An 18,274-nucleotide genomic window follows, 5' to 3' on the forward strand; every position below is an offset into this window, starting at 1 on the left:
AATATGCATATTTGAAGTAGAGCTTTAGATATGACGCAATCATCGCAGCAGGTCTATTTGCTTAGAGGACTGCCAGCCAGTGGCAAGAGTCATATGGCACGCAGACTTGCTGGCGAAAATGGAATTGTCTGCGAAACCGATGAGTACTTTTACAAGCAGGTTGGCGACGATCCAACAAGGTACGACTACAGTGACCAGCTGTTGCCGAAGGCACGGCATTGGAATTTCGAAAGATATTGTGCGGCTATTGCGCAAAGAATCTCGCCGATTGTTGTTGACCGTGGCAATGGTCTGAATTTAGAGACCCGCCAATATGCCGCCTACGCGGTCAAGCATGGTTACTCCGTACAGCTCGCCGAACCGGACTCTCCCTGGTGGCAGGAGTTACGAGTTTTGCTCAAATACAAACAGTTCGTTGCGGATGAATTGTTTGATGCTTGGGCCGCCAAACTTGCGGATGCCACACGTAAGACACATCGTGTACCCGCCGCGACCATCCGACACTGGATGGCTCGCTGGCGTCACGACCTAACGGTCGATAGCATCCTGAATGATTGCTAAGCACGTGGACACATCCAATTCGGGATTAGGGCACTCTGCGCGTCGGGGCAAACTAAGCCCCGAACGAAGAAAAGATTCTAAGAAAGAAAATATAGGAAGCTCGGCGGACAAATTTGAGTTGGTGCAGGACTACCGCCAAAGGCCGCAAACGATCCTCCCATCAAACCGAACCTGCAATCCGGGCCCATTTTCTCCAGCCAAAGCCGACGATCTTGACAACATCACGGACTAGCAAGCCCACCCGGTAGCGCTAGGAACTCTATCCAACAGTGACTCCAAGCTTTGATTGTTAAGCGTACTAAGTGTTATTCTCCTGGGATATGGTTTGTGCCCTAATCCCGGATTGGATGTGTCCACGTGCTTAGAAGATTTTATTAAATCCGGCCTGCAATCCGAACGTCGTTCGTTGGTGCAAGCTCAATCTTCGACTACAACGACTACCAGAAGCTAGTAGCCGCGGTGCCTCGCTGCTCTTTTTTGCCGCACTGCGACTTCAGTGTGGTTGGGGGTATCATAGGGGATCGCCCAGAAGATTATTGGAGCACGCCCATGAAACGCCCACTTCGCCCCAAGCAGCGTTATTGTTTAAAGATTGAAGAACTCGAATGTCGCCGATTGTTGGCCGTGGGAACAATAGATTCCAGCTTTGGTGAAGCTGGACTGGTGCAAACCGACTTCGGCGATTCACTCAGTTCCAGCGGTAAAGCTTTCGATGTGTCATTGCAAGCTGATGGTAAGATCGTGGTGGCGGGGGAGAATGCGCTGGTGCGTTACACTCGCGACGGCCAGCTTGATCCGACCTTTGGTCCCGATGGACGCGTGGCCACTCCCTTCTATGTGCGTTCGATGGCCAAGCAGAGCGATGGCTCGCTAATCGTGGCTGGTACGGCGACGGCAGCGATTGTCGATGACTACATGGTTGCGCGGTATACAAGCTACGGCGAACTGGATGGTGCTTTCGGCAATCAAGGAATCGTCATGATCGATTTCGGAGGCCAACAAGAAGTTGCCAACGCGGTCGAAGTCGATTGGGCTGATCGTATCATCGTGGCGGGCACGGCGGACTATCAGGTAGGCGTGGCTCGATTACAACCAAATGGACAACTGGATACAACCTTCGCGGGCGATGGCACATTCCGTCAGGGCTTTCGATTCGAGGAGACCGGCCGATCGTTGGCTCTGCAGAACAACGGCAGTATCTTAGTTGCCGGCATTAGCAGAACCGCTCAGTCCATCCAAGATCTGTTTGTAACACGCATCAATCCCAATGGCAGCTTGGATAATGCTTTTGGTGAACGAGGCGTGCAGATCGTCGACATCATCGGTAGCGACACGGCGCCCGAGGAAGGTGGTCACGTTACGTTGCAACCCGATGGCCGCATCGTGTTATCGTGTGCGCTGTATCTCGACTACGCGGCAGTAGTGCGGCTCAGCAGCGATGGTTCGCTGGATAACAGCTTTAGCCAGAATGGTATGGCCAAGTATAGGGCACGGGTTTTCCAGAGTTCGAAGGTGCATGTGCTACCTAGTGGACGCATGTTGATTCAAACGCGCGGTGGACTGCTGCGCGTGTTGCCCGACGGTGCCCATGACCCAAGCTATGCGGCTGATCCTCTGTATTACACCTACCAAGTCCGCTGGATGGAAGCCACCGATATTGCCGTCCAGCCCGATGGCAAGGCGGTCATAGTGGGCGGGCTCAATCTCAATTTTGTCCACCACATGGTCCTGCGCCGCTTGCTCGGCTCTGGTGTGGACGATGTAAGTTTCGGTGATGACGGCATGGTGGTAGTTCCCACTGGCCCATCCAGCGATTTTGCCACCGAATCTGTGCTGCTACCTGGTGGCAAGTTTGCCATTGCCGGTAGTGACACATTAAACATTGCCGTCTCTCAATACACGGCTGCTGGTCAAAACATTGTCGTCTCTCAATACACGGCTGCAGGTCAACTGGATACGACTTTTGCCAGTGGTGGCAAACTGGTCATACCAATGCCTGAAGGCTATTACATGCGTGGTTTTGCCGGGCTAGCCGTCGGTCGCGATGGCAAGCTAGTCCTGGCCAGCAACGTGGCATTGCGGAACGGTGATCAAGAGATCCTGATCGCACGCTTAACCACAAGCGGCCAACTCGATACCAGTTTCTCTGAAGATGGGATCGTGCTGAAAGATCTGGGAACTTACGAGGACACGGTCACCGATATTCTGGTTCAGCCCAATGGCAAGATCGTGGTGTCAGCGTTCAGCCGCAACTGGTTTCGCACTACCCATTTCTTGCTCTATAACACCGACGGATCCGCGGACACTAGTTACGGCACCGATGGCATTGCCAGCCTGGCGTCCACGGGCGCGATCATCACCCAGATGGCCTTACAAGCCGATGGTAAAATCTTGGCGGGCGGTTACAACGTTTTGCGATATAGGCGATTTCCAGACCAGTATACCCAGGTTACTTTTCTAACGCGTTTGCTAACCAACGGAGCGCCCGACGGGAGCTTTGGAGTCAATTCCAAATTCACGACCAACCTGGTTGGAGCAGTCCACTCGTTGCTGGTCATGGCCGACGGCAGTTATTACGTGGGTGGCAATGGTACCATCGTGCGTCTGTTGAACAATGGCACCCACGATCCAAGCTTCCGGCTGCCATCGATCGCTTGGAATAATGTAACCGCCATGGTTGAGAGTTCGGAGGGGCAACTCGTTGTTCTCTTCAACAATCGTGTTGCGGTGCTCAACTTCGATGGCACATTTGACTCGAGCTTTTACGGCGATGGCTTTTGGGACGGGCCACTGCCGGGCCAAGACCGAGGCTTAGACAACGAGAATATCGCCGGAGCTGGCATCAACAGTCTGCATGTTTTGCCTAGTGGTCGCATCCTGGCCACCGGCAGTTCGTACCAGCCCACAGCCTTAGGCACAGACGTTGATTTCATGGCGGTGCGTTTCCTGAAAGTCGATCTGCCGACTATCTCCATTGCGGTTAGCCTAAACGCAGCCGGGCAAATTGAGATTGCCGATCGCTGGTCACACGACAATCAATGGCAGTTCAGCACCACTCTCAACGCGCTCGTGCTGACAGAGCTTTCGCCCGATCCACGAATCAAGTTCACCGTCACCGGGTTGTATGGAGTTGGAGGCAATGGCACCAAGCGATTGGCTATTCCCTGGTCGTTGCTGCGCGATAATGGCAAGCCCTTGATTGTCAGCGCGCTGGGCGGTGATGACCGGATCAGCCTTCTGGATGGCAACTTCGATGCGCCCACATTTGGCATGAGCTTGCGCGGGGGCGATGGTATCGATCAACTGTCGCTCGAGAATCACAACATGCCCATCACCTGGGTGCTGTCGTCCCAGATGTCCGGTTCGGTGCGCCCCGTAGGTCGTGTGCCTATGACCTTCTCGGGCTTCGATCGTCTGATTGGAGGAAATAACAACGACCGCTTCCGTACACCTGCCGATGGCAATGGCAGCGTGGTGGAACTGAACGGCGGTGGAGGAGATAACACACTTGAGGTACGCGCCGATGCTGATGTCGTGATGGAAAATTACCTGGTGATCTATACCAGTCAGCGTCAACGGTACTCATTGCCCAACATAAAGATCTTCGATATTACTACTGGCGCAGCCGACAACCGAATTGACCTGCGTCGCTTCGGCGAACAATTGACGCTGCGCACAGGAGCGGGTAACGATATCATCGATACCGTGGCCAATGGTAAAATTTATGCGGGTGATGGCGATGATGTGATCAGTATTGGCGTCGGCCACGTCTACGGTGGCAACGGCAACGACATTATTCTTAGTGGCGATGGAGACGATCGCTTGTACGGCGAAGCTGGCCGAGACATTTTGATTAGCAACTGGGGCAAAGACGTTCTCTACGGAGGTGCCGACGACGATATATTGATCGGTGGCTTTTGTCCGATCCTCAGGGACATAGCTCAAGCAGACCTGCGTCAAGCGATAGCCCGCGTGTGGTTCTCGGACAGCGACTACGAACATCGCGTTGAGCAACTGCGGGACATCGGCGTCGGTCGATTCAATACCAAGCTGACGGATTCAGTCTTCGACGATCTCGGGGGTTACCCACTGTACCCAGTGATCGTCGATGTCTTCTATGGTGACGATGGACGCGACTGGTTTTTCGCCGATGAACTCAAGGAATTCACGGCAGGCTTCGTGCGTGATGTCGAAGTGGGCGAAGTGGTAACTTATATCTGAAAAACACAACCGAGTACTAAGCACGTGGACGTGTCCACGTGCTTGTAAGTGTTGGTACGCAAACTGACTATACTGTGTCTCCAGGCAAATTGCGGTTAACGGACCACGAAGCAGTGCTATGAACAATTGGGACCAGGACATCGAGTTAGCAAAGGCCGGTGACTCGGATGCGATGGGACGCGTATTAGCGACTTTTCGCAAACGGTTGTTGGCCTACGCGAGTATGCGATTGGAAAGTCGTCTTCAAGGTAAGGTCAGCGAATCGGACGTCGTCCAATTGACGTGCCTAAGAGCTGTACAGAATTTCAAATCGTTTCGTGGTTCTACGCAATCGGAGCTATTGGCATGGCTCCGGATGATTCTCGCACGAAGCTTGATCAACGAAATTCGGCATTTTCATGGCACTGCCAAGCGTCAAATGCGGCTCGAGCTGAATCAATTTACTCTAGATTATGGATCGACGGCCCACATAGCTGGTACGCTGACCTCTCTGGAATTATCGCCTCGCGCGAGAATTATCCGTCAAGAAGACAAGCAGCGCATCGTGCGAGCTCTCCTTAGTATGCCGCCGAGGTATCGGGAAGTCATACAACTGCGTGTGTTCGAACAAATGAAAATGTCCGAGGTTGCCTTGCATTTGAAATTGTCCGAGGATGCGGTTCAGAAATTGTGGTGGCGAGGACTAACAAAACTGCGCCAGGAACTTGCGTCTGATTAATGATACAGATACGGTGTAGTCAATGCAGCTTGATGATAGTCAATCCGACTTGGCGTCCGATCCGCCCAGCCAGCAGGCAATGGCTGCACTGGAAGAGTATATGGCAATTTGCCAAAGTGGTTCTACGGCTGAGCTCGATAATTGGACGGCCGCTCACCAACATCGTCTGCACGAACTCTCTCCCTTTATTGCAGTGCTGAAAGAGCTTTGGTCCGTAACGCAAGATGAGTTGAGCGGATCGCTGAGCACGGAGCGAGCACATCCGGGTAGCAATCGTCTGTCGGCAGGGTTGCCCCCGACGGATCTCGCGGCCAATGAATATTTATCGCTGGGCGAGTTTCGACTGCTATCACCCATCGGTCGGGGAGGGATGGGAGTCATTTACCTGGCGGAGCAGCCAGCGCTGCGCAGAAAAGTTGCGGTCAAGATTCTTCAACCTGGCGCACTACTGGATAAGACATTTCAGCGTCGCTTCGAAATCGAGTCGCAAGCAGCGGCAAAACTGCATCATCCGCACATCGTCCAAGTTTTCACAGTTGGCTGCGAAGCAGGCATTCACTATTACGCCATGCAGTTGATCGAGGGTGAGAACCTCGCTGCTTGGATAGAACGACTGCGAGGCGATGTAGGACCCGCGGGGCAGTTGCCCAAGCAGATAACTGACTCATGTTGGTTTCGTACGGTTGCAAAACTCGGACACGATTCTGCAGACGCACTGTCCTATGCTCATCAGAAGGGTTTGATTCACCGTGACATAAAGCCGAGCAATCTTTTGCTTGACGGTGATGGCAAGGTGTTTGTGGCCGATTTTGGATTGGCCTGTTCGCATGAAGCAAACAATTTGACAGTTACCGGTCAATTGCTCGGCACCTTGCGTTACGCTAGTCGCGAACAGGTATTGGGCGATCGCGCAAAAATTGACCATCGCACGGATATCTATTCGCTGGGTGTGTCTCTGTATGAGATGTTAACGCTGCAGCCACCGTTTGAGGATTCGTCGCGCGCAGCGCTCACACATGCAGTTCTTCATCGACAGCCAATCAAACCTCGCGCGCTCAATCCGGCCATTCCAATGGAGCTGGAGGCAGTGGTACTAAAGGCTATCTCGTCAGATTTGGAAACGCGTTACACGACAGCGGCGGAATTTCGAGCTGACTTGGACCGTTTCCTGAATGGGCGGCCTGTTTTCGCTCGCCGTCCCACTTTGACCTATCGTTGCCTGCGGATTGTCTCACGTTATCCGAAAGTCGTCGCTTCGCTGCTGTTATCGCTAAGTTTGCTAGTGATGCTGCTACTGGTTACGACCTCTTACATCCTGCACGCCAAGTCTCAAACTTTGCAATCGAAAGAACTTGCTGAGCAAAAGTCGGTCGAGATTGGTCAGTTACAAAAGCTCACTGAGGAGCAATTGAAAGTTGCACTCCAGCAGGAAGTGGCCCTCCGCAGGATGCAATACGATAACAATCTGGCAGTGGCCAATTTGCTGATACAACGGTCGGATCTGTTCAATGCTGACCAGGCTTTGGACCGCGAAGACCCAGCAGACGCTGTGCACGATCAGCGGGGACTCGATTGGTATTTTGCCAAGCAGATTTGTGATACTCGCTACCCACACTTTCGGGGTCACACCAAGGAAGTCTATTGCACCGAATGGTCGCATAATGGCGACTTATTGGTTACGTCTTCGCAGGATAAATCGATTCGTATTTGGCGTCCGTTGCTTCCGCGGGATGATACTAGTTTCTACAGCCGACAAGCGTCACCGGGGACGCTGGAAAGGGTGTTGACGGGACATAGTGACGAAGTGAATTTCGTTTGCTTTTCTGCCGACGATCGCTGGCTGGCCAGTGCTTCCGATGATCAGACAGTTCGCATTTGGGATCGAGCTAACGATTGGCAATCGTTCGAGCTGGGATCGCATAATGACAAAGTAGTGGGAGTCGCATTTTCAGCAGATAGCAAGTATGTATTCAGCACAGACAATAGTGGTGTGCTGATTGTCTGGGATCGTGAGGTTCGAGAACCAGTCCAGACGATCAAGGCACATCAAGGGCGCATTCAATCGGTTGCACATAGTCCGACACGCAATCTTCTTTCTACCAGCGCCGATGATTCCAAGGTCCGCATTTGGGACACCAGTGCTCTACCGCAACTGACCGAATTCGCCTGTATCGATGATTTTACCTGGGGCATCTTCGCTGTCGCCTGGTCACCTACAGGAGATTCCATCGCGATGGGCGGAGCAGAAGCCAATATACGGACATGGCGAGTTAGCGAACCCGAGAGAACTGAGTATTTATTCACAGCGTTGCACCAGGTGCAGTCCTTAAACTATTCGCCAGATGGCAACACATTGCTGGCGGTAACCAACTGGCCGGTCGTGGAGGTAATAGATGTCCAAAGCGGCCGCCGAGTCGCCAGCTACCCTTTCAACAGCCAACGTTTGTGGTGTTGCCGCTATGCGCCTGAGGGGCGTTACCTAGCCGTGACTGGCAGCATGCCCGATGTGGCGCTGATCGATAGTCAAAAGACAGAGCGCTTGGCGGATATGGTAACACTTTGCGATCACAGTTACGAATCGCTCGCCTGGTCGGATGATAGCAAATGGCTCGTCTGCAGAACTAAAGAGAATCGACTCGAACTCCGTCGCGGCGACAATGGCGCACTCGTAGAGAGATTCCCGGACACAGAGGAATTCGAAGACTTTGAATTCACTTCGAACCACTCTTTGTTGACAGGAAGTAAAGTTACCCGCCATTGGGAACTCGAGCCATCGCTAAACTGCGTCACTACCTTTCCTCAATCGAACTCGCGTTTTTGGTTGAGCGGTGACCGTCAATATATAAGCTGTGCCAGTGGTACACTGTGGAGCATACCAGAGCAAACGTTCGTGCAGTACTGGTGGCCAACCTCTGGCGGAGATTCATTGGCGGCGTTCTTTCCCGAGTATGACAAGGTCTTGGTGGCTCATGGTGGACAATGCCGTTGGCAGCCGTTACCCGCAGGCCAGCCCACGGACTTCGATTTTGGTTTTGGTTTTGGAAATGCAGTTTTCACCAAAGACTCGATCATTACTTCGATCAATGGTCTGGTGAGGCTAGTAAGAGTAAACGAGACGCGCCCTTCTGGTTTGCCTTTTGGGAACGCCAATACCATTACAGATATGCAGGTCACTCAAGACGAATCAACCCTGGTTACCGCTGGTAGCGATGGGATGTTGCGTTTTTTCTCGATCTACACGCATCAAGAGCTGCTGGCTATTCCGTTTCCCGCAGAGCAGTTGACCGCGGTGGCTGTGTCCAAAGTTGATCGGCGCGTTGTAGTTTCTTCGTTCGACGATCAAGGGCATGGCAAATTGCGTTTCTTGACCATCGATCACTGATAATTCAAGTCAGTGATTTGCGGTTAAAAATTTCGAAGTTTCTAAATATGGCGCGGCGGACTTCGGACGGGAAAGTGTCTAGGAGAGATCTCGTTAGATCTCCCTCAATCTTCTCGATGCACTTTGCATCAGACACTCCCCCCGAATCGAGCAATAATGATCCGCAAGCAATCCTCACGTATGCGTTCGCTTATCCGAAAGACGTATTTCGAATCGCTGGAAGAACGACGACTCATGGCGGTCCTGGCTGTAACCAACACTGACGACAGCGGTGCGGGTTCATTGCGACAGGCGGTCATCGATGCCAATTCAAACAGCGGTCCGGACACCATCGAGTTCAACATTGGCGCGGGCGGCGTACAAGCAATTTTATTGGCCAGCGAGTTACCAGCCCTGACAGACCCGGTAGTGCTCGATGGTACCTCCCAGCCAGGCTACGCGGGTCAACCGCTCATTGAGATTCGAGGTATGGACACCAACGGTACCATTGGATTCCAATTCTCGGCCGGTAGCTCCGGAAGCACAGTTCGTGGCTTCACCATCAACTCGTTCGAAGTCGGCATACTCGGGATCGATGCAACGCACCTGACAATCGAAGGTTGCTACATTGGAACGGATTCGTCGGGAACCGTCGCAATTGGGACTGTCGGCCCGGCATCAGGAACCGGCATCTATCTGATTGGAAACACATCGAGTACGCGCATTGGAACTGACGGCAACGGAATTGGAGACTTGCAGGAGGGTAACGTCGTTTCAGGATTCAGTTCGGCGATCTCATTGGTCGGGTTCAGCGACGCACAAGTAGCGATTGCGGGCAACAAAATTGGTACCGATTCTTCGGGAACCGTTAAGATTGGTAACTCGACCGGAGTCTACTCCACCATTTCCAACTTGGTCGTCGGGACAAATGGCGATGGGCAAGGCGACGATGTCGAAGGAAATCTAATCTCGGGCAATACTTCGGGTATGAGCTTGGCCGGAGAGAACGTTATCGTGGCCGGAAACCTGATTGGAACTGATATCGGCGGTAGCTTTGCGATTCCGAACACTGAAGGCTTCATCATGTGGTCCAGTTATTCTCGAATCGGGACTAACTCGGATGGAGTTTCAGATGAGTTGGAGGGTAACCTCGTCTCGGGTAACGAAACCAATGGGATAACGGTTAGTGGAATTGGTAATACGGTCTCGGGCAATACGGTGGGTTTAGATATAACAGGCAGTTATCCCATCGCCAATCTAGTCGGAATACGGCCGATTTACGTCGAGCAACTGGTGATTGGCACCGATGGAGATGGAAACGGTGACGGAGCGGAAGGCAATTTGATTTCTGGCAACACTTTTGCCGGAATTTACACGCTCTTGATGTCCAACTCTGTCATCGCAGGCAATATCGTTGGTTTGGACAGAACAGGAGTGCAGAATTTTGGCAACGGTGTTGGTGGCGGCTCGATCTTTCTTGGTCTCAGCTCTGACAATCTTGTCGGTACTAACGCAGACGGCGTTTCGGATGCATTAGAACGCAATATCGTCGCGGGGGGGCCAGACCGATCCAATGGTGTTCGCATTGAAGATAGCCCAAACAATGTCGTGGCAGGCAACTACATTGGTTTTGATATCACCGGTCTCATTTCCTTTCCTTGTGAACACGGCATACTTACGATTGGTTCGGATCACCTTAGACTTGGCACCAATTCCGACGGCACGTTTGATAGCGCCGAGTCCAATGTTACATCTTCGGGTATCAACCTAGCACGAACCAACTACAGCACTGTTGCTGGAAACCTCCTTGTAACCAATGTTACGGGAGAAGTGGCGTTCGAAAATTTTTGGGGTATGTCGGTAGTAGACTCAAGCTACAACATCATCGGCGGTGACAACCCTGGGGCTGGAAATTTCTTTTTGTCGCGTGCAACGCAAATTCATATTACTGGGACAAGTTCGGGCAATCAGGTCATCGGAAACCAACTTGGAAAAACGCTGTCCGGAATCGACGTATCGAATTCAGTTGCCGTCTTAATTAGTTCGGGAGTTGGAAATGTTGTCAGTCGCAACATTATGGCTGATAGCGAGTTGCCAAGCATCGACTTGGGTGACTATGCCCCGGAGCCCAACGATGAACTTGATACCGATACTGGCGCCAATAATCTTCAGAATACTCCCATACTGACTGCAGCATACTCACTTGGGACCGATACGATATTTGAAGGTACGATCAATACCACTCCTAACACTCTTGTTACGATCGAACTTTACACGAGCAATGCACCTAACGAAATTGGGTGGGTCTCTGGACTGCGGCCCCTGGGAACCATTGATGCAACGACCGATTCAGAGGGTAACGCAGTATTCTCAACCATCATTCCCGACACGTATTCCATGGGAAGTTGGTTTACTTCAACTGCGACCACGACTGATGGCACATCGACATTCAGTGCAGGCATCGCTTCGACGGCCCCTACGAATCTTCCGCCCAATGCTGATGCAGGCGGCCCTTACATCGTTTCCGAAGGCGGTTCAGTTCAACTAAACGCGATGGGCTCCAGCGATCCAGATCAGACAGCCAGCACACTTCAGTATGCCTGGGACCTAGATGGAGACGGCATCTATGGTGAAGTCGGAGCCGCAGCCGTGAATGGCGATGAAGCTGGAGTTTCTCCAACATTCAACGCTGCAGCACTGGATGGCCCCGCCACACGAACCGTGGGCTTGCAAGTAACTGACGATGGTGGACTGATCGCCACCGCTTCAGCCACGATTGCGATACTGAATGTCGATCCGACGTTAACCGTCGCCGGTCCGAGTATCGGAGTTCGAGGACAGTCGCTGGCGTTCACGTTTACAGCGGCCGATGCGTCTGCAGTGGACTCTGCAGCCAGCTTCGTCTATCGCATCGACTGGAATGGTGATGGTTCGGTAGACCAGACCATCACTGGCGGCGCTTCGCTGGAGGTCAGTCGTGTGTTTGCCAACAATGGCAGCTACTCAGTGAAAGCTACCGTAGTGGACAAGGACGGTGGCGTTAGCCAAGTGGTCTCCAAAGCCGTTTCGGTTGTCGCCGCCGCAGTTCTGCCGGACCCGTGGAATGTAGGTCAGAACATGCTGCTGATTGGCGGCACCAGTGGACACGATGAAATCGAAATCAAGAAGTGTCATAATCGAATCCGCGTTGAGTTTGACGAGGAACACTGTGGCGACGATATCGAAATGTCCTTTACGGGAATCAGCCGTATTGTGGCCTTTGGATATGCCGGCAATGACGAAATCGAAGTGTCGGAAAACGTTGATCTGCCCGCGGAATTACATGGTGATGCGGGCAACGATAAACTCAGCGGCGGTGGTGGCAATGATCTGCTCTTGGGTGGCTCTGGGAATGATCGTCTCGAAGGCGGAGGTGGGCGAGATATTCTGATTGGAGGTCTGGGAGCTGATTGCCTCAGCGGCAACAACGGCACGGACATACTGATTGGTTCCAGCACCATCTATGACAACATTGATACCGCACTGCAATCCATCGTGGCTGAGTGGAACAGCAATCGCAGCTATTCCCAGCGGGTGGCAAACTTGAATGGAGTAGGTACTGGACCACGAGCCAACGGGAACTTCTTTTTGATCATCGGTGGTCCCCAAGCGACTATTACGAATGATCAAGCTGGCGATGAATTGAATGGCGGCGCGAATGACGACTGGCTCTTAGGTTTCTTCAGTGGGGCTGGTAGGGACTCAACCTAGGGCTGTCCTCCCGTGTTTATGTGCTGACATGCAGAATGCCGAGATATCCCCTCGCTGGCAGTGGCCAGTCTAATTGAAGACTGGCCACTGCTTTGTGCATAACATGCGTTCCCATTTGCCTGCAGCGTTGATGTGTGCCACGAGTGGAATCTCTCGTCTACAATGGAACCAGTAGGTTCTGCAAGATTTGGCCGATGGCGGGAGCAGGCACTGCGATGAAATTCTTTCAATTCAGTCTCAAGCATTTTGTGATACTGATTGGACTCTTCTGCGCACTGCTAGTGCTCTGGCGATGGAATTTCGGGCCGAGCAAGGAAGAACGGCTGGCGCAGCGGTTGAACGAGGCAGTGTCGCGTCGTGATCTGCAAGCGGCTGAACAAGCGATCCATCAAGGCGCTGAAGTCAATACGTGGAATGACCAACTGCTGTTGACTGCTATTGAGAACAAGGATGTGCCCATGATCGATTACCTCTTGAAAAGAGACGCGCATCCTCAGTCAGCGGCCCTGACTGCTTTCACCAGTGGAGATGTTCGCCTCGTCGAGCCCTTCATCGCAAACGATGCGTTTCCCGATTGGTATCAAATCCATGAGTTAGTACGCCAAGGAGACTTGCGAACCCTAAAGTTGCTGCTGCCTCACCTCGATAAGGTCCCCGAGCCAATAGTTCGCGTTCCATACCTAGAAGAGTCCGGAGTCGCGGCCAGCGTTTCTAGTCGGGAACGACTGCTGTGTTACACCGTTACAGATCCAAACGCCCGCCGACCAGAGTTGATCGAGCTGCTGCTGCAGGATTTGCCGACAACTAGCGTTCGGGCGCTTGATATCGTGGACTGGCAGGGCGATGCGGGAGCAATTCAACAATTCAGAGACCGAGGCTTTCGATACGCTCTTCCGGAAATGATTGCTACCAGACGGGTCGACGAGGTTCGAGCATATCTGGCGACTCACCCACGTGCGGTTTTCGAAGAGCAACTATTCAATCCCTATCTTCGGGCAAACCTTCCAGTTCTGGCACTGTCGCTGGCACTGGGTTATCACGAGATCAGTCACTTACTGTTGGATGCTGGCGCCACGACAGAAGGTCCGAGCCAATGCAGAGACGAGTTGATTTTAAATGCGGTTCGGAAACCAAACATCGATGTATTGCGAAAGATCTTTGGGCGCAGCAGTTGGTACGATATGCAGGATTTCGCCAAGCGGCTGGAACAGCCAATTTCCTACGAACAACGGTATATTTCTCCCATCGCTGAATTGCTCGAGTTCAGCGTAGGTGAAGTTGATTGTTTGAAGTTCTTGCTCGACGCAGGTGTGCCACTGGGCCAGGGCTCTGTTAATGAACTTCAACCAGCGATCCTAGGCTTGAGCAAGTGCAATCCGCAGCAGTATCCACGTCAGATCGAGATTGTAAAAATTCTTGCCACAGCAGGCGCTAGTCGACAGACGAATCCCCACATCGGCGATATCATCGACGAGTTGTGTAAAGGTCATTATGGATGTAGTTTAAAAGAACTGTTGCAAAGCCCCACGCTGCCAAAGCGCAGGTCGAATCCATAATTCGCTCCTAACTGCATCGCCGCTTTGGTGTATTCTGCTGGCAGTTGAAAGGTCCGTCGCTGGCCACGGCAGCGAAAACGGTATTTGTGAGCCTCAGGAGCGTTGAGTTTGAGCGAGCCATTATCCGAAATCATCCAGTCGGCTATCGCCGCCATCGAAGCTGCATTTGCAGATGTGCGTTTAGGTTCAGGAATCTCTGTGCGTCAAGCCGATGCGATCGACAACTACGATGACGAAGAGGAGCAGGCCTTAGCTCGCGACCTCGACGAGCACGACGATTGGAAGCGTATTGCTGACGAGGTGATCATGCATACACCTTCTGCGATGGCGTTCATGGATCCGGCCGGTATCTTATTCCACTTGCCAGCCGCCATGTGTTTCTCGCTTCGCAATTATCATCAAGTCTCTAACTGCAGTGTCGATGCGGCCATGGTTCGCGTGACCAACCCCAAATTCATCAACCGCTTCAAGCCTCAGCTCACAGCTGAACAAATAGCGGCGATTGTCCAGTTCCTGCATGCCTATGGCGAATTCCAACCAGGCCTCAAATCCAACCTGGAATCGGCGGCCCAGCTCTGGCTGAAAAACTGATGTGTCGACGTGCTGATGAAAGAGCTCAATCGGTTGGCAAGAAAACCCACAACGCTGGTCGGCCGCAATTGCAGTGGACAGCGCGACCGAGCAGACCGAGGCCAGCGATACTAAGGTAGATGGATGTCCGAGCCGCATCCCAGAAGCCCACCACGTGATGGGATCTGGGGCCTTCCAGCCGATTCTCGACACTCGGTACAGGATGAAAGATGGTCTCAACCAACGATGATCGCGCGCGTTCGCCGTCCTGCAATCGGTCGAGACGTTCGGTAACCATTCGCATCAATGACGCTGGTGTCCCTTCAGCCTGGGCACGCTCGTCGACTTCGATTACGCCGCGTCGACTAAGTGTAGGCAAGGTAAGCAACCCCAGGAATGACCACAGGCTGAACCACAGACTAACTTGAATGGTGCCCCAAGCCGTGCCGAGCTGCGATGAGCCTACTAACAAAGCGGCCACTAACAGACCGGCCGTGGTAAAGCTGAGCGCCGCGATTCTTCCTCGTAGCCAACTGCCCGACTTGGTCGCCAAGCTGCGGCGTTTGAGGGCCACCTCAGTACCTTCAGGGCCCAGCACTTTCTGCCACCGCTTCGGCAACAATTGGTAAGTGGGACGCAGTACTCCCGCGATGCCTCCCGTAAAACCTTCGTCATCACTTTCGGCATTCATCACGCTTAACACATCGGCCGAGGAGGTGGCTGAAGTGCCATTTGCCATACCCAGCGGCGACATCATCGCGGCCACGTGCACTCGCAATCGCAACAATAACAGACTGATCATCAATCCGGTGGCCACAACGCCGCCTACCCCTGCATACTTGCCGGCCAGCATCAGCGTGACGGCGGTGGTCAGCAACAAGATGCCATGACTCGCCACACCGCGGAGCAGATTAGCTAGAAACCGGCTGAAATTAGGATGCACGCGACCGAAGCGTTTGGGCAACCAGTACCCACCCAGAAAATCAAAGGGTAGCTGTATTAACATGTAGATCAAGCAGAACAAAATAAGACTGGCAACCTGGCCGCCAAAGCCGGAATCGCTGGCCGGCCGCATTGCCGCTGGCATGCCCAGTGCCAGCCCGAGCGCGGAGAGCGTGACCATTGTTCCGACCGCAGAAATGCCTAACCACAGTCGTGCACGTCCGTAGCCAGGTGCGACGATCGTATCTTTAACAGGCTCCGATGCGGTGTGCGCCTTAGAGAAGTGGGTCTTCTCGGCTGTCTTGCGTATACCTTTCAACATGCCACCAAAAACAAGGTTGTGTAAGGGCAGCACCGCGTACCAATACAGAATTCCGAACAACCCTTTAGGCCGATACCTGGCTGTCATCGTCAATTTGGTGCGACCAACATCATCAGGTTCGAGATCAAAATTCAACATGGCTACGCCCGGCAGTTTCATTTCTGCCAGCAGTGACAAAGATCGATCGCGATCGATACCAACGACGCGCCAAAAATCGAGGGCTTCGCCAAACTCTACGCGCTCGCTGTCGCGTCGGCCGCGGCGCAAACCAGGGCCACCGACCAGCGTGTCCATCCAACCGCGAAGTCGCCACAGAACATCACCGGCGTACCAACCGTTGCCACCGCCGATACGGCAAACGGCTGCGAAGACAGAGGCGGAGTCGGCGTTAATGATCACTGAGCGTTGATCGGTAAACACAGTTCCACCTGCCCAATGGGGATCACCGACGATGGGACCTGCAACTGACCAGCGGGTTTCGACTTCGTTCAGCTCAATCTTGTGCAGTGCACGTTTGATTGCTTCCCTAACTCCGAGCGCTGCGTGTGGCATCATGCGTTGCGTCTTGTCATTGGTGACGACGACGCGATTGCGCAGGCCTTCGGCTAGCGGCCTGGCGATCTTGTACGAAACCGGCGTGACCAGGCTGATCCACAGCGAGCTCAATTTAGGAGTGAGTATGGGGACAGGCACGATCAATCGCTTCGGAATGTGCAGCTCCTCAGCCATGATTCGCATCAACTCGCGATACGGCAAAACATCGGGACCTCCGATCTCCAACGTTTGGCCAGTGGTCGCGGGTACGGACAAACATTGCACTAGCCAATGCAATACATCGCTGATGGCTACGGGTTGAGATTCGGTCGAGACCCACGACGGCGTCACCATCACGGGCAAGCGTTCGACGAGGTAGCGCAAGATTTCGAAAGAGGCTGAGCCCGAACCAATGATCATGGCAGCGCGAAAAGTAGTGACCGGGACGCCAGTGGAAGCCAGCATGGATTCGACTTCGCGTCGTGACCGCAAGTGTTGACTGAGGCCATCACCGAGTTCGCCAAGGCCTCCCAAGTAGATAATCCGCTGCACGCCAGCGATCGAAGCGGCTTGAGCAAAGTTGGAAGCTAGTTGCAGATCGCGCTGGGCATATTTGCCGCCTGAAGCTTCCATCGAATGAACAAGAAAGTACGCGACAGTGCAGCCACGCAATTGTTCGACGGTTTGCTCAACATCCGACAAGTCTCCGCTGGCCACCTCGACTTTAGGGTCCGCTCGCCAAGGTCTGGCTTCCAACTTGCGTGGTTCGCGAGCCAGGCAGCGAACCATGTAACCAGCTCGCAGCAAGGCCGGTACCAACCGACCACCGACGTAACCCGTCGCGCCGGTGACGAAAACCCACTCTCCCTCAAGGTCTGACACGCTCAATGGAATCCTACAAATCTGGTTCTCGCTGAAACGTTTCCAGCGACCGAACCGGTTCACTCGCTTACGGCCGGACAGGAAATAAATGCCCGAGCGCTTACCGGAAGTGCGTTCAGGTTCTTAACCAAAATCGAGCGATTCGTTAACTTTTCAACGCAGATGCGGGCCAAGATCGCTGTCCAGGCCCCTACAGTGAACGCATTGTAGCATCGTGGATCTTTATTCTCGCCGTCATGAGATGCACAAGTATACGGTGGGACGGTGGAATGCGTTCGTTCTTCATCGGACCTTCTGGACAGCCGGAAGCAACAATCCGATTAAGATCGCGATGATGGCAATTACAACCAGTCCGGCTCCGACGAAAGCCAAGTCACCGATGGCAATGGCGACGACCGTGGTGTCGCGTCGCGTTTCTGCGAGAATTCTTACGGGCAAGCCGATCAGGTTGGGGCTAATCGCGTCCGTTACGACACCCCGTAATGTGAATCGACTCTCGCCGCCACGAAGTCGCTTCTCTTCGGCCGAAGCAATGGCAAAGTGGATATTCCATTCGGGATAAACTGGATCATGCGCGCTGCCAGAGCCGAGCCCGGTTGCGAGGTTGACTCGCATGTCGAACGAGAGATTCAGTGCCGCGGCAGGGCCGGGGAGGTCGCGATTCCAAACCGTACCGTGGCCATACAAAATTTCGTCGTCGTTGGCGCCGTTGCCCCCGCCATCCGCCTGTGCTTCGCTGGCAGAGGCAGACATCGCGGCAGCCCCAAGTAGGGCTGCGCCTGCAGCAAAGCAACGGCGGCGGCTCAAGCCGCTCTCATTGGCATCTGTAGCATTGGTTGACGTTTGCATTGTTGATC

Annotated in this window: 9 protein-coding genes; 7 read left to right on the forward strand and 2 right to left on the reverse strand. The window is 53.4% G+C overall.

Translation table 11 applies throughout. The annotated features are described in order from the left end of the window. Positions 1–30: 30 nt before the first annotated feature. The 7 genes from SH573x_RS02295 (at position 31) to SH573x_RS02325 (ending at position 14,758) form a co-directional block, all read left to right on the forward strand. Positions 31–561 (forward strand): AAA family ATPase, encoded by a 531-nt coding sequence (locus tag SH573x_RS02295; RefSeq protein ID WP_479352673.1) that lies wholly within the window; start codon positions 31–33, stop codon positions 559–561. Positions 562–1,110: 549 nt separating this feature from the next. Continuing rightward, complete coding sequence (locus tag SH573x_RS02300) at positions 1,111–4,782, forward strand: hypothetical protein (RefSeq protein ID WP_479352674.1); 3,672 nt, start codon at positions 1,111–1,113, stop codon at positions 4,780–4,782. Positions 4,783–4,900: 118 nt separating this feature from the next. Beyond that, a complete protein-coding gene (locus SH573x_RS02305; protein WP_479352675.1) occupies positions 4,901–5,500 on the forward strand; it encodes a sigma-70 family RNA polymerase sigma factor in 600 nt (199 codons plus the stop codon). A gap of 22 nt (positions 5,501–5,522) precedes the next feature. Beyond that, the gene (locus SH573x_RS02310; protein ID WP_479352676.1) at positions 5,523–8,882 is read left to right on the forward strand and encodes a protein kinase domain-containing protein; all 3,360 of its coding nucleotides are present in this window, start codon (positions 5,523–5,525) and stop codon (positions 8,880–8,882) included. Between the two features lie 156 nt (positions 8,883–9,038). Beyond that, the gene (locus SH573x_RS02315) at positions 9,039–12,611 is read left to right on the forward strand and encodes a beta strand repeat-containing protein (RefSeq protein ID WP_479352677.1); all 3,573 of its coding nucleotides are present in this window, start codon (positions 9,039–9,041) and stop codon (positions 12,609–12,611) included. A 215-nt stretch (positions 12,612–12,826) separates the two neighbouring features. Then, positions 12,827–14,167, forward strand: a complete 1,341-nt coding sequence (locus SH573x_RS02320) for an ankyrin repeat domain-containing protein (protein ID WP_479352678.1) — start codon at positions 12,827–12,829, stop codon at positions 14,165–14,167. 108 nt (positions 14,168–14,275) lie between these two features. Next, positions 14,276–14,758, forward strand: coding sequence for a DUF6714 family protein (locus SH573x_RS02325; protein WP_479352679.1), 483 nt, complete (start codon positions 14,276–14,278; stop codon positions 14,756–14,758). 25 nt (positions 14,759–14,783) lie between these two features. On the opposite strand, the gene SH573x_RS02330 is transcribed toward SH573x_RS02325, so the two are convergent. Both SH573x_RS02330 and SH573x_RS02335 read right to left on the reverse strand, forming a co-directional pair. Next, positions 14,784–17,417 (reverse strand): SDR family oxidoreductase, encoded by a 2,634-nt coding sequence (locus SH573x_RS02330; RefSeq protein ID WP_479352680.1) that lies wholly within the window; start codon positions 17,415–17,417, stop codon positions 14,784–14,786. 282 nt (positions 17,418–17,699) lie between these two features. Next, the gene (locus SH573x_RS02335; RefSeq protein ID WP_479352681.1) at positions 17,700–18,266 is read right to left on the reverse strand and encodes a hypothetical protein; all 567 of its coding nucleotides are present in this window, start codon (positions 18,264–18,266) and stop codon (positions 17,700–17,702) included. Positions 18,267–18,274: the final 8 nt, after the last annotated feature.

Source organism: Rania fehmarnensis, from assembly GCF_056494185.1.

Excerpts from the sequence above, each read along its gene's own strand:
- SH573x_RS02320 (WP_479352678.1), top strand. The coding sequence starts at position 12,827 with ATGAAATTCTTTCAATTCAGTCTCAAGCATTTTGTGATACTGATTGGA.
- SH573x_RS02315 (WP_479352677.1), top strand. The coding sequence starts at position 9,039 with ATGATCCGCAAGCAATCCTCACGTATGCGTTCGCTTATCCGAAAGACG.
- SH573x_RS02310 (WP_479352676.1), top strand. The coding sequence starts at position 5,523 with ATGCAGCTTGATGATAGTCAATCCGACTTGGCGTCCGATCCGCCCAGC.
- SH573x_RS02295 (WP_479352673.1), top strand. The coding sequence starts at position 31 with ATGACGCAATCATCGCAGCAGGTCTATTTGCTTAGAGGACTGCCAGCC.
- SH573x_RS02335 (WP_479352681.1), bottom strand. The coding sequence starts at position 18,266 with ATGCAAACGTCAACCAATGCTACAGATGCCAATGAGAGCGGCTTGAGC.
- SH573x_RS02300 (WP_479352674.1), top strand. The coding sequence starts at position 1,111 with ATGAAACGCCCACTTCGCCCCAAGCAGCGTTATTGTTTAAAGATTGAA.
- SH573x_RS02305 (WP_479352675.1), top strand. The coding sequence starts at position 4,901 with ATGAACAATTGGGACCAGGACATCGAGTTAGCAAAGGCCGGTGACTCG.